The following is a 13108-nucleotide window of genomic DNA, read 5'->3' on the forward strand; positions in this document are numbered from 1 at the left end:
AAATTTGTCCATAACATGCTAGTGTGCTAGTGTTTAGGATGTGGAGTTAACCCGGCTAATTCCATGCTACGAACGTGGGGTTAAATTACTATAGAGCCTTGGGTTAATAAAAGAAGATAGCCAGGGCATTAGATCAACATAGAGCCTCGAAGGCTAGAACTCGTGACTATTTCCTACCGGCTATCTTCTCCACATTTTAACATGCCAAAATTATCAACAACAATCTGTTAATTAATTTCTTTGCAAGTCTAATGGAACTTGTTTCAACACCCCATCATAAAAGTTGCCACAATACTAACCTGCTTTGCTTGCCGAATACCTGCCGAGTGGGGTGCCGAAATAAATTCGGCATGACGTGGGGGGCTTAAATTCTCAGCCAGTCCGACACGCTGCTCTTTTCTCCCAAGAACACAAAACCGCCTTTACACGTTACTTAGCATATTTCCCTATTTTTACCCTACATGAAAAACGCTTACCTCTTCCCCATCCTCATCGCCGCCATCATCTTTTCCTCCTGTTCGCCAAAGGTTACCAACCCTTACGCTCTTACCGAAAAGCGTTATACCAGCGCAACGGATAGTTTGGTAGCCGTGGTGCAAAAGCAGGATACCGTTACCCTGGCCGATAGCCTGGGCAGACCCATTGCCAGCGAGTGGGTGGGTACCGTTAACTTCAACCTGCGCAAGCCTAATTACGTCATCATCCACTATACCGCGCAGGATTCATTGGCGCAAACGCTTAAAACTTTTACGCTGGTAAAGCCGCAGGTGAGCGCGCATTATGTGATCAGTAAAAACGGCAAAATTGTACACATGCTGAACGATTACCTGCGTGCCTGGCATGCCGGCATCAGCAAATGGGGCAGCATCAGCGATATGAACAGCTGCTCCATCGGTATCGAACTGGATAATACGGGCAAAGAACCCTTCGCCCCGGCACAAATGCAAAGCCTGCTGCTGCTATTGGCACAATTGAAGAAAACATATAACATCCCCACGGCAAATTTCATTGGTCACCAGGATATTGCACCCTCCCGCAAACCAGATCCCGGACTGCTTTTCCCCTGGGCATTGCTGGCCCAAAAGGGCTTCGGTCTGTGGGCCGATGTGGAGCAGCTACCCGCGCCCGAGGGCTTCGATTATGTTACGGCCCTGCGCCTCATCGGGTACGATACCAGCAACCTGCCCGCCGCCATCAGCGCCTTCAAACGCCACTTTGTACAAACCGACGACCTTCCGGTACTCACCTGCTGCGATATGGATGTGCTGTATAATGTGTATAGGAAATATTAGGCGCGAGCCCCTGTCCGCGTCGTGAGTCGACTCACCCCCCGCCCCCTCTCTGCTCCGCAAAGAAGGGGAGAAATTGGGGCTATATTTTTCTTCATTCCTTCTTTTCTTCACCCTCTTTACGGAGTAGAGGGTCGACCAGCGATAGCGGCCGTCGGGGTGAGTCAAATATGTGAGCGAACCGCCGGTCATGTCCGCGTCGCGAGTCGACTCACCCCCGCCCCTCTCTGCTGCGCAAAGATGGGGAGACATTGGGGCTATCTTTTTTTCTTCTTTTCCTCACCCTCTTTGCGAAGCAGAGAGGGTCGACGCCCGCGCATGCGGGCCGTCGGGGTGAGTCAAATATGCGAGCGAGCGTGGCGATTTTAAGATTACCTCCTCTAATCCTTCAATCACCTCTTATCGACACAAAATCCTTATTTACCGACACCCGCTACCCTGCGTTTTCCCCCTCCGGTACATTTACATCAGTAAACTAAAGTATTACCCCTACTAATTTTTGTAAAATGGAGCGGAAAGATTTTTTAAGAACATTTGCAGTTGCTGCGGCCTCGGGCCCTGTATTGTTTGCGGCCTGCAAAAAGGAATCGGTTGGCACTACAACCGATGCAACCGGTACCACAACATCCACCGATACCACCGCAGCCAGCAGCGCCTGCCGCGTTAGCCCAACCGAAGTAGAAGGCCCTTACCCGTACCCCGGCGGCGAACTCAAAAACCCGCTCGACCGCAGCGATATTACCGCGGGCCAAACCGGCATACCGCTTACCTTAAACTTGCTGGTGGTAAACACCAACGATAATTGCAACGTGGTAACCAACGCCCGCGTAGATATATGGCACTGCAATAAAGATGGCTACTACTCGGGCTATTCGGGCCAGGCGGGTCAATCGGGCACCAAAAGCTATGTGGGCGAAACCTGGCTGCGCGTTACCAGGCTACTGATGACAAGGGCGCGGTAGAATTTATAACCATTTACCCGGGCTGGTACGGCGGCAGGGCTACGCATATACACTTTGAGATATACGTGAACAACGTACTCAAAAAAACCACGCAGCTTACCTTCTCCGAAACCATTTCCGATGCGGTGCACACCAGCTCTACATACAACCTGGGTACCAATACCACCCGCAACGCCAGCGACGGCATCTTCGGTAATTCGGCTACAGATCTGGCTAACGAAACGCTTTCTATGGCCGGCAGCATTGCGGCGGGCTATAACGGCACTTATTCTTTCGGCGTGGCATTGTAATGTATAAAAACTAAAGGCATGGCAAAAGCAATCATAAAACTTAACTACAAGCAGGTGATAGATACATCTGCCGAAAGCGATTTCGGAAAAAGCGTGCTGCATGCATCGTACCAGGAATTCCTGCTCAAATCGCAAACGTATAACCAGCAGGGCCTGTACACCACCTTCGGGCAGATGAAGGATGCCGATGGGCGTGCTAACTCGCTGCATTACAAGCTGAGCTTTGCCGTGGGGCATTTTATACAGCTATTGAAAGGCAGGATACCGGGCCCGGGCGATAATTTGGGCAACAGCCTGCTTTTTGAAACGCCGAAGTTTGAGCTGATCGACTCGGACATTACCGATTTCAGTAAGCATAAGGTGGCTATCCATTATATGACGGGCGATCTTACCCTGCTCAATTCCTTTGGCGAATACATGGTGCTGGCGCAGGGCCTGGTGCCCGAGCTAACGGATTCGGAAACTTTTACCATAAAGATGCAGGATGGCTTATCTGTCGTAAATTACAGGTCGATAATGACGCATCCATCTGTAATCAACAATTAGCTCCATCATGAAAAAAGCCCTTGTTTACCTCGCAATTATTGCCCTGTTTATCAGCCTTGCCCTTATGCCCATGGGCAAAGGCGACGGCCACTGGGAACTGCTTAAAACAAAAAACAAAATAGCCGCACGCAGCGAATGCAGTTTTGTGAGGACGGACGAGGGTTTCTTTTTAATTGGCGGCGATGGCCCCGCCATGCCTGTTGAGGACCTTGACCTGGTTACGCTCACCTGGAACAAGAAAGCCATGGCCCCGGTACCCATGCATCATTTGCAGGCCGTGGCTTACGACTATAAAATATACGTGCTGGGCGCTTTCATGACCAGGAATTACCCCAACCAAACGCCTATCGACCATGTGTACACCTACGATACCCAATACGATATGTGGGAGGTAGGGGGCGAAATACCTGCCGCGCGCCGCCGCGCCGGGGCAGGCACAGCCGAACATAAAGGCAAGCTGTACCTGGTGGCGGGCATTACCAATGGCCATACCAGCGGTACCAACGGCATGTTTGACGAGTACGACCCGATAAAAAAGACCTGGAAGCAACTGCCCGATGCCCCGCACATCCGCGACCATGCACAGGCCGTAGTAGTAGGCGATAAGCTTTACGCCCTTGGCGGGCGCAATACCAGCTTGCACGATAAGGATAACTTCATGTCCTTTTTTGATAAGGTAGTGTTGCCTGTTGATTGCTACGACTTTAAAAAAGGCAAATGGAGCACGCTTGATGCGGAGCTGCCCCTGGGCACCGGCGGCGGCACAGCCGTAAACCTGGATGGCAAAATATACTACATAGGCGGCGAACGCGCCACTGCCACTACGCCCAATGGCCCGCAGAAAGATGTTTTTTACTACGACCCGGCCAAAGGCGGCCAATGGATAAAAACCGCCGACCTTAACCTGGCACGCAACGGCGTAGGCGGCACGGTTTACGAGCATAAGATTTATATCGCAGGCGGAGCCGGGGGCGACATAGCCGTAGAAGTATTTACGTTGAAATAACCCGTAAGATTAACGGAGCAGGGGGAGGCAATCTTCAGGTGTTTAGGTTTAGAGCAAGTCCTCCCCCTTAGCTCCGTTCAAAAAGTTGGCTTTCATAAGCGTTCTGTTTTTTCATATAGTTCAGTAGGGGCGTTCGTGTTTGCTGCACGGCGCCCCATTTTTTATACTAACCTATTCTGCCCGTTGTCGCCCGAAGATTAGCTGTCTGAACCATGATTTCCCTGATTATGGGATTACTTGAAGCTCAAAAAATCAGGCTAATCCTTTAATCCAATAAATCATGGTTCAGACAAAAATCCCGGTTCACCCCGCAATAGCGATTGAAGCGGATACCGGCCCTGCGCCTAAGGCCCTGTGCAGTATGAGCGGAAAGCGCGGGCCGCAGGCATTGCCATTTGTCTGAACCATGATTTTCCTGATTATAGGATTACTTGAAGCTTAAAAAATCAAGCCAATCCCTGAATCCTAAAAATCATGGTTCAGACAAATCCCCAAAATCGTATTAATCCGCTTAATCCCGGTTCCGTTTACCGATACATTCCCCCCATTAAACGATACACTGCAAAATGGCTGCCTGCAAAGCCTCACCTTTAGCTTAAGAAAATTTAGCAATACGATGAGCGCCCTCCACGATAAAAAACACATACTGGTACTGGATAAGGATAACCGCATACTATCGGTAGTGGACGACCTGATGCACCTGGGAAACTTTGAGGTGCACATTACTTACGACCCCAACGCCGTTTACGACCGCGCCAAAGCCCTGAAACCCGACCTGGTTATTTTAGATTACCTGCTGCTGAACAACGAGTGCCAGGAAATTTGCCGGGACTTTAAAGAAGATGCCGACCTGCATGGCGTGCCCATCATAGTAGTAACAGCCTACAAAAGCAAAAAGATACTGGCCGAAGCTTATAAATGCGAGGCCCTGTTTGTAAAGCCATTGGATATAAGCCTGTTTGCCTCACGGGTAGATTATCTGATGGCTTCCTGATACGCCAAAACAACAATTGAATATATAGAAACCAATTTTTTAAACAAAAAAAGCATGATTATGAAAAGGAAACTTATCTACTACAGCTTAATGCTGCTGGGCAGCGCAGGCGTGTTATCGTCTTGCACCAAAGATGCCGCTACTACTGCCGAAGTTACCACCGCGGCATCTAACAACGCGCTGGCCACTGCGGTTGCCAACACGGGCTCCATCGCCATCGCAACCGTAAGCCTATCCGGCACAACCGATAGCCTGTACCTGGTAGGGTGCATGGGCAGGCACGATAAAAAAGACACCGTAGCCTTCAGCGCCTTGCCTACAGCAGTTGGTACTTACCTCACCACCAACTATGCGGGTTATACTTTCAAAAAGGCATTCTCGGTAAAAGACAGTACCGGCGTGCTCGCCGCTTATATCGTAGCCATCCAGTTCAACGGCAACCCTGTAGGCCTTAAATTTGGTACCGACGGCACCTTTGTAAAGGTATTGGAGCAACGCATTGGCGACGACCTGCGCCACGGTCGCCGTTTCCATGAGGGCGGCCCCTTTGGCGACCGTAACGGCCACCCGCGCGACACCATTGCCCTATCGGCCATCCCTGCTGCCGTAAGCACTTACTTTACCACCACGTATCCAACCGATACCCTGTTGCACGCCTTTGTGGCGCATGATAGTACATACGTGCTCATCAGCAAGAACAACGGCCTGTTTGCTACCGCTATAACCCCTGCCGGCAGCCTGGTAGTACGCGCCCAGATTGATCCCCGCCACGGCAAAGTAGCGTCGGTTACCGAAGCCGCATTGCCTGCCGCTGCTACCACTTACTTAACTACTACTTATGCGGGATATGTGTTCAACAAGGCGTTTTCTATAAGCAGCAAAGCAGGTGCTTTGCTAGGTTATGATGTTTTTATAACGGTGAACAATACCAAATACGTGGTAACGTTTAATGCTACAGGAACATTTGTGGCGGCAAAGGCTATCCGTTAATTAGCCTCTATTTATATATACCCCCGCCCCGTTTTTTCTCAGGAAGAACCGGGGCTTTTTTTGTGATTGTATTTGGCTCGCCCTCCCCACAGCTGTGGGGACTATCGCTGGTCGACCCTGCTGCACAAAGAGGGTAAAGCTTACCCGTGGATGGTTTCGCCTTTGCCGTAGTTTTGTATCACTTTGGCTTCGTAGGCCAGGAACTCGGCCCAGCGTTTATCTACATCTATTTCTACGGCGTGCTTTTTAGCGAGGCGCAGAAACATGGCGTAGTGTGTGGCTTCGCTCACCATCAGCTCGTAATAAAATTCGGAGAGGGCCGTATCGTTGATGTTTTCGGAGAGTACCTTAAAACGTTCGCAGCTGCGGGCCTCTATCATGGCCGAGAAAAGCAGCCGGTCTATCAGTTGGGCCTCGCGACCACCGCCCACGATGATAAATTTGCGTAGTTCGTTTACGTAATTGTCTTTACGCTCTTTGCCAAGGGTGTATCCACGCTGCAACAATATATCATGCACGCGTTTAAAGTGATCCATCTCCTCCTGGGCAAGCGCAATCATTTCCTGTACTACATCGCTGAGATTGGGGTTTTGTACAATGATGGTGATAGCATTGGTGGCGGCCTTTTGCTCGCAGTAAGCGTGGTCGGTAAGCAATTCTTCTATATTGCTTTCTACCACATTCTTCACCCAAAGCGGGTCGGTAGGCAGGTGTAGTTTAAGGATGGTTTTCTCGCTCATATTACTATATGGCCCAATGTTCTATTCTATCAAAAACGTATTTCTTTTTATTACAGTCAAACTTAAAGTAAATCGTCACACCATCAGAAGCGCCCAAAAAATATTGCTTCTTTTTAAACGTGCCATGGTACGGCGTTATCGTAATAAATAGCTTTTCGTCTTTTATCGTTAACGGGGAAATTATGGTATGAATCAGTTTGTTGTTGTGGTCTTTGTACAACAGTCGCTGAGTATCTCTCGTAATAAGAATGATTTTATGCCTCCCTATTTGGGGAGGTATGCTATCTATATAAAAAGGTTTCTCCAGGTATATTTTGTTTCCGCTACGATAACTATAACTATCGGTAGTGTCGGAACTCTCAGACTCAATAGAGATTACATATTGCTCAAGGGCAGTCCAGTAGATTTTATCACGGTCAGACTTTTGTGCTACGCAATGAGTGCAAAATACCGTGAATAAAATTAACGCTAGTACTCGCTTTAGTTCCATTTGCTAATTTCCTCAGCCAATTGTTCATCCGTCAGAAAATCACCTTCTTTGAATTGCTGTCTTGCAATTTCAATTTTCTTGGTAAGGTAGATTTCCTTAATAAAATCATCAGCGGAAAACTTTTCCGGCATCTTTTCCAACACGGCCAAAACCCATTCTTTTGTTACCATAACCTTACACTTTATACAAACTCTTGCTCTCTATAAATTTCAAAACAGGATCGGGCACAAAATATTGCACGTTCTTTTTTTCGGCGATGGATTTACGGATGAAGGTTGCCGATAGTTCCATCTGTGGGGTCATGGTGATGGTAACGGAGGGGTGCGAGGCAAACTCGGCGTTCTCGTGGCCGGGGCGTGGGTACACGAAGATGCGGTAATCGCGCAGGATGAGTTTGTAGTTCTTCCACTTGTGCAACGTGCCCAGGTTATCGGATCCCATAATGAGGGCAAACTCGTGCTCGGGGTATTTTTCTTTTAAATGGGCAAGGGTATCAATGGTGTACGATGGCTGTGGCAGTTTCAGCTCTACATCGCTCACGGCAATATTAGTGGCATTATCGGTAGCCAGTTTGGCCATCTCCAGCCTGTCGTAGGTGTTGATGAGGTCGCCGTATTTCTTCAGCGGGTTTTGTGGCGATACCACCAGCCACACCTTATCCAGCGCGGTATGGTTGGCCATGTAATTGGCAATTATTAAATGCCCTATGTGTATGGGATTGAACGAACCGAATAGTAAACCTATTTTCATCAGTTGGCAGTTGGCAGTGAGCAGTTGGCAGTTAATTATCAGTTAGCAGTTTGCATTGGGGGTTATCCCGCGCCGAATTTATCGGGATTATCCATCATGTATTGCAAAATCCGTCCCACTTCGCCCGATAGGGCTAATAGCTTTTCGTAAACTTCTTTAGTAATATATCCGCACGCTAAGGAAAATTCCAGCCAGCCTTGAGTTTCGCTGTTTTCCATATCAGCATCGGTTAGCTTGCTTACAAAATGATTTGGATACCTGCGCTTTCGGTAAGCTTCGATAGTGCTGATGTTGACAGAACGAGACGACCTTCTTATCTGATCCGTTAACGAATATGTTTCTTCTTTGGGAAATTGCTTCGTTACAGAAAAAATCTCCATGGCCAGCGTAAAGCTTTTCTTATACAACAGTAAATCTTTATAACTACCCATCGTAATCAAACTGCAAACTGCCAGCTGCAAACTGTTAACTGGCTATAAAGTCTGTCACCAATTTCTCCGCCTCTGCACAAGCCGTTTCAAGATCGTAATTTTTGAGGATAATATCAAATTGCGGGGCGTAGTTTAGTTCTTTTTCTGCTTTTTCGAAACGTTCCAGCAGTTTTTCGCGGCTATCGGTGCCGCGACCGGTCAATCGCTCTTTTAAAACTTCCAGGGAAGGAGGCTGCACAAATATCGCCAGCGCCTGTCCATCGTACTTACGTTTAAGGTGCAGGCCGCCCTCTACGTCGATATCGAAGATAACTGTTTTACCTTTTGCCCATATGCGTTCAATCTCGGCGCGCAGGGTGCCGTAAAACGTGCCGGTATAAACCTCTTCAAATTCCACGAATTGTTTTTTGGCAATACGGTGGGTAAACTCGGCCAGGCTGATGAAGTAATAGTCCTTACCATCCTCCTCATCGCCGCGTGGTGCCCTTGTGGTGGCCGAAATAGAAAACTCCAGGTTGGGTATTTGGCCCAGCAAATGATGCACGATAGTAGTTTTGCCTGCACCTGATGGAGCCGAAAATATGATGAGTTTACCTTCTTTCATTATTGTTGGAAAGTTGAAAGGTTATAAGGTTTAAAGGTTGCTGTTGGGTTCGATAACATTCCAACTTTACAACCTTCCAACCTTAAAACAGCTTACAACACATTTAGTAATTGTTCTTTTATTTTTTCCAGTTCCTCTTTCATGCCTACTACCAGCTTTTGCATGTTGGCATCGTTGGCTTTGGAGCCCAGGGTATTTATTTCGCGACCTATCTCCTGCGATATAAAGCCAAGTTTTTTGCCATTGGCGTCGGCATTCTTCAGCGTTTCTAAAAAGTAATCGCAGTGGGCCTTCAACCTTATTTTTTCTTCGGTAATGTCTAAACGGTCAATAAAGTAAATCAGTTCCTGCTCAAAGCGGTTCTTATCAATACTTTCGGCGCCAACGGCTTCGCTTAAGAACTGGTTAAGGCGCTCGCGGATAACCGGCACGCGCTTAGGTTCTTCAATTTCTACTAATTCCAGGTTTTTGAGGATGATGCCTATGCGCATCCTGATATCCTGCTCCAGCACATTGCCTTCATCGCTGCGGAACTGCTGGAACGCCGCCATAGCCTGGTTAAAGGTTTTCTCTACCAGTTTCCACTCGTCATCTGATACGGTATCTTCTGCAAACCTCACCACATCGGGCAAGCCTAAGGCTAATTGCAACAGGTTGCCGCCTGGTTCGTTCAACTCATCGCTTACCGATTTTAGCTGATTGTAGTAATGCTTAAGCAGGGCTTTGTCTATACCGGCCGCTTTGGCTTCTGCTGCATCGGCCTGCTCGGCATTGATGGATAAGTTCACTTTTCCGCGTTCTATCTGCTTGCTGCAATCGTTGCGCAGCTGGAACTCTTTCTCCGAAAACACTTTGGGTAAGCGCAGGGATAGTTCTAAGAATTTGCTGTTCAGGGATTTAATTTCGACGGTATATTTTGTGCGGCCCGAATCGAAGCTGGCAATTCCATACCCTGTCATGGATTTTATCATGTGCAAAGATAAGGAAAGATTTGAGATATGAGATTTGAGATATGAGACGCAGCACCGCAAAACCTCGCTTCATCCTCTTCCATCTGAAATCTGCACATCTGCAATCCGCACATCCGTTTTAACACTTTTTCACATTTCGAATCGTTTTAAAGCGATAAGTTTGTACCATAAATATTTATGCCTTTGAAGCGCCTTTTTGCCTGTACCTTATTGTTTATGCTGATTTGCATCGTGTACGCGCATGCGCAGGAAGCTAAAGGCACCACTTACCGCAAAATATCAAACGACAGGCTCTCCGGCGTATCTGTAAAAAACCTGAAGAACAGGTTTGAAGTCATGACCGACGAACTGGGCAATTATACCATCAAAGCCAATATTGGCGATACGCTTGAATTTACCAAAGCCGATTATACTGTACAAAAGCAAAAGTGCGAGGGCTTCGGCATGGTGGTTTATATGCAGCCGGAATTTAAGCTGAGCGAAGTGCGTGTGGTGGGCCAAACCAAAAGGCAGGAACTTAAAGAGGTAATGGGGGCCTATAAAAGCCAGGGTACGTTTTACAATGGCAAGCCGCCCGTGCTGAGTTTTTTAACTAACCCCTTAACCGGCATTTACGAATTATTCGGTAAAACACCAGGGCGTGCCCGGCGCTTTGCAGCGTTCAGCAAACGCGAGCTGGAAGCCACCGAGGTTGACCGCCGATACAACCTGCCGTTGGTTATGAAGGTTACCGGCGTAAAAGACACCGTAGAGGCACAAAAATTCATGGGCTTTTGGCGGCCATCGTACGAGGACCTGAAAATATGGGCCGATTATGACCTGATGAAGCACATCAGCACCAACTACCAATACTATAAGCGAAATGGCGATAAGTACAAGGCCCTGCCCCAAATAAACGCACCTGTATCCTTGGGTGGCCCGGGGGATATTAAGATAAAGAAACCTTAGTTTTAGTGAGTGAGTGATTAGTGAGTGGAGAGTGGTTAAACAACTTAACCAAGCCTCAATCCGAAATTGAACATTCGAAATCCAAAATGAATCAGATTCCCAAGGCAGCACAAGCTTTCTCTGCAGCTAATTTCTCGGCATTCTTTTTACTGAACTCCTTGCCTGATCCCATTACCTCGCCATCAACAACGGCTTGTACGGTAAACAGCTTGGCGCTTTCACCATCGAGGTTGGTTATCACATCAAAGCTTATATCCTTGCCGTGGCGTTGGCACCATTCTATCAGCTTGCTTTTGAAGTTGGTTTCGGTTTGCTCCAGCTTGTGGATGTCGATGTGAGATTTGATAATGTGGTTCACCAAAAAATTTCTGGTGAAATCATATCCTTTATCCAGGTAAACGGCGCCGATGAGCGCCTCGAAAGCATCGCCTAGCAGCGAGCCCTGCCTGCCGGCGTTCAGTATTTTGGTATCGAATTCTATCAGCTTATCAAAGCCCAGCTTTTTGCCCAGAGCATTGAGGTTGTTGCGGCTTACTATTTTCGAGCGTAATTCGGTGAGGAAACCCTCATCTTCGTAAGGGTAAAGCTTAAAAAGCACTTCGGCTACTACACTGCCCAGTACGGCATCGCCCAAAAACTCCAGGCGTTCGTTGCTGTTTTTTACGCCTTTACGTATGTTTTGCGCAACCGATTTGTGCCTGAAAGCCAAACGGTATAAAGATAAATTGCCCGGCACAAAGCCGAGCAAATTCTTTAAAACCTTAACGTATTTTCTATTAGGGGAAAAGTATAGCTTGTAAAAGCGGCTGATTGGCATCCAACGCGGGGGTTATTGCTGGTATCTTTTAAATATTACCGATGCATTGTGGCCACCAAAACCGAAACCATTACTCTGTACCACGTTAATATCGCGTTTCTGTGCTTTATTGAAGGTAAAGTTGATGCGCGGATCGAAAGCCGGGTCATCGGTAAAATGGTTGATAGTTGGCGGAATAATACCATTTTGCAGCGCTAAAATAGACGCTATCGCTTCAACTGCGCCGGCCGCGCCAAGCAAGTGGCCGGTCATTGATTTTGTTGAACTGATGTTGATATCATAAACCCGGTCGCCAAAGGCATCCTGTATCGCTTTTACTTCCTGCGGGTCGCCAATTGGTGTAGATGTACCGTGTACGTTCACGTAATCCACGTCCGCAGGTGTTAAACCGGCATCTTCTAACGCGGCTTTCATTACCAATGATGCGCCTAAGCCGTCTGGATGCGGTGCAGTCATGTGGTAAGCATCGGCACTCATGCCGCCGCCAACCATCTCAGCATAAATTTTGGCACCGCGTTTTAGTGCGTGCCCCAATTCTTCCAAAATAATGGTACCCGCTCCTTCGCCGGCTACGAAACCATCGCGATCCAAATCAAATGGGCGCGAAGCGGTAGCAGGGTCGTCGTTACGGGTTGATAGTGCGTGCATAGCGTTAAACCCGCCAATACCAGCTTCGTTTATGATAGCTTCAGAACCGCCGGTGATAAACATATTGGCTTTACCAAGGCGCAGGTAATTGAAGGCATCAATAAGCGAGTTATTTGATGAAGCACATGCCGAAACAGTTGTGAAGTTTGGCCCGCGTAAACCATACTTGATAGAGATATGGCCCGGCGCAATGTCGGCAATCATCTTCGGGATAAAGAAGGGATTGAATTTGGGGGTACCATCGCCTTTGGCAAAGTTCACCACTTCATCCAAAAACGTTTTTAACCCGCCGATGCCCGATCCCCAGATAACGCCTATACGGCTGGTATCCAGTTTTTCGAAATCTAATCCGGCATCTTTAACCGCTTCTTCTGTAGAGAACAAAGCATATTGAACAAATGGATCTAGCTTGCGGGCTTCTTTACGGCCCAAAAAACCTTCCGCGTCAAAATTCTTTACTTCGCAGGCAAATTTAGTCTTGAATTTCGATACATCGAAACTCTTGATAAAGGCAGCGCCGCTTACCCCATTGATTAGGCCGTTCCAATATTCTGGTACGGTATTACCAATTGGAGTAAGCGCTCCAAGCCCGGTTACTACAACTCTTTTAAACTCCATTTAACAGTTTTAAG

16 protein-coding genes are annotated in these 13108 nt (G+C 47.8%); 8 read left to right on the forward strand and 8 right to left on the reverse strand.

Annotated features, from left to right (window positions below):
* Positions 1 to 461: 461 nt before the first annotated feature.
* The 7 genes from AC1DXC_RS25390 to AC1DXC_RS25420 all read left to right on the forward strand — a co-directional run bounded on the left by AC1DXC_RS25390 (position 462) and on the right by AC1DXC_RS25420 (position 6077).
* Positions 462 to 1292 carry an N-acetylmuramoyl-L-alanine amidase gene (locus tag AC1DXC_RS25390; RefSeq protein ID WP_477461982.1) on the forward strand — a complete coding sequence of 277 codons (831 nt, stop codon included), beginning with the start codon at positions 462 to 464 and terminating at the stop codon, positions 1290 to 1292.
* Positions 1293 to 1795: 503 nt separating this feature from the next.
* A complete protein-coding gene (locus AC1DXC_RS25395; RefSeq protein WP_477461983.1) occupies positions 1796 to 2251 on the forward strand; it encodes a peptidase associated/transthyretin-like domain-containing protein in 456 nt (151 codons plus the stop codon).
* 65 nt (positions 2252 to 2316) lie between these two features.
* Complete coding sequence (locus AC1DXC_RS25400; protein WP_477461984.1) at positions 2317 to 2541, forward strand: hypothetical protein; 225 nt, start codon at positions 2317 to 2319, stop codon at positions 2539 to 2541.
* Between the two features lie 18 nt (positions 2542 to 2559).
* Positions 2560 to 3087, forward strand: coding sequence for a hypothetical protein (locus AC1DXC_RS25405; protein ID WP_477461985.1), 528 nt, complete (start codon positions 2560 to 2562; stop codon positions 3085 to 3087).
* Positions 3088 to 3094: 7 nt separating this feature from the next.
* Positions 3095 to 4093: a Kelch repeat-containing protein gene (locus AC1DXC_RS25410; protein WP_477461986.1), complete on the forward strand. Its 999-nt coding sequence runs from the start codon at positions 3095 to 3097 to the stop codon at positions 4091 to 4093.
* Positions 4094 to 4709: 616 nt separating this feature from the next.
* The gene (locus tag AC1DXC_RS25415; protein ID WP_477461987.1) at positions 4710 to 5087 is read left to right on the forward strand and encodes a response regulator; all 378 of its coding nucleotides are present in this window, start codon (positions 4710 to 4712) and stop codon (positions 5085 to 5087) included.
* Between the two features lie 60 nt (positions 5088 to 5147).
* Complete coding sequence (locus AC1DXC_RS25420; protein WP_477461988.1) at positions 5148 to 6077, forward strand: hypothetical protein; 930 nt, start codon at positions 5148 to 5150, stop codon at positions 6075 to 6077.
* 140 nt (positions 6078 to 6217) lie between these two features.
* Here AC1DXC_RS25420 and AC1DXC_RS25425 read toward each other — a convergent pair whose 3' ends face one another.
* From AC1DXC_RS25425 to AC1DXC_RS25450, 6 genes are all read right to left on the reverse strand, one after another.
* The gene (locus tag AC1DXC_RS25425) at positions 6218 to 6817 is read right to left on the reverse strand and encodes a MiaE family protein (RefSeq protein ID WP_477461989.1); all 600 of its coding nucleotides are present in this window, start codon (positions 6815 to 6817) and stop codon (positions 6218 to 6220) included.
* A 480-nt stretch (positions 6818 to 7297) separates the two neighbouring features.
* Positions 7298 to 7477, reverse strand: coding sequence for a hypothetical protein (locus AC1DXC_RS25430; RefSeq protein ID WP_477461990.1), 180 nt, complete (start codon positions 7475 to 7477; stop codon positions 7298 to 7300).
* A 4-nt stretch (positions 7478 to 7481) separates the two neighbouring features.
* Positions 7482 to 8057, reverse strand: coding sequence for a nicotinate (nicotinamide) nucleotide adenylyltransferase (nadD, locus tag AC1DXC_RS25435; protein ID WP_477461991.1), 576 nt, complete (start codon positions 8055 to 8057; stop codon positions 7482 to 7484).
* Between the two features lie 62 nt (positions 8058 to 8119).
* Entirely contained in the window at positions 8120 to 8488 is a 369-nt protein-coding gene (locus AC1DXC_RS25440; RefSeq protein ID WP_477461992.1) for a four helix bundle protein, read from the reverse strand.
* A gap of 34 nt (positions 8489 to 8522) precedes the next feature.
* Positions 8523 to 9092, reverse strand: coding sequence for a guanylate kinase (gmk, locus tag AC1DXC_RS25445; protein WP_477461993.1), 570 nt, complete (start codon positions 9090 to 9092; stop codon positions 8523 to 8525).
* Between the two features lie 92 nt (positions 9093 to 9184).
* A complete protein-coding gene (locus AC1DXC_RS25450) occupies positions 9185 to 10063 on the reverse strand; it encodes a YicC/YloC family endoribonuclease (RefSeq protein ID WP_477461994.1) in 879 nt (292 codons plus the stop codon).
* Between the two features lie 216 nt (positions 10064 to 10279).
* Between AC1DXC_RS25450 and AC1DXC_RS25455 the strand changes: the two genes are divergently transcribed.
* Positions 10280 to 11011 (forward strand): hypothetical protein, encoded by a 732-nt coding sequence (locus AC1DXC_RS25455; RefSeq protein ID WP_477461995.1) that lies wholly within the window; start codon positions 10280 to 10282, stop codon positions 11009 to 11011.
* A gap of 91 nt (positions 11012 to 11102) precedes the next feature.
* Here AC1DXC_RS25455 and rnc read toward each other — a convergent pair whose 3' ends face one another.
* Positions 11103 to 11828 (reverse strand): ribonuclease III, encoded by a 726-nt coding sequence (rnc, locus tag AC1DXC_RS25460; RefSeq protein ID WP_477461996.1) that lies wholly within the window; start codon positions 11826 to 11828, stop codon positions 11103 to 11105.
* A 12-nt stretch (positions 11829 to 11840) separates the two neighbouring features.
* A complete protein-coding gene (gene fabF / locus AC1DXC_RS25465; RefSeq protein WP_477461997.1) occupies positions 11841 to 13094 on the reverse strand; it encodes a beta-ketoacyl-ACP synthase II in 1254 nt (417 codons plus the stop codon).
* Between the last annotated feature and the right edge of the window lie 14 nt (positions 13095 to 13108).

It is taken from the genome of Mucilaginibacter sp. P2_D11 (genome assembly GCF_056404435.1).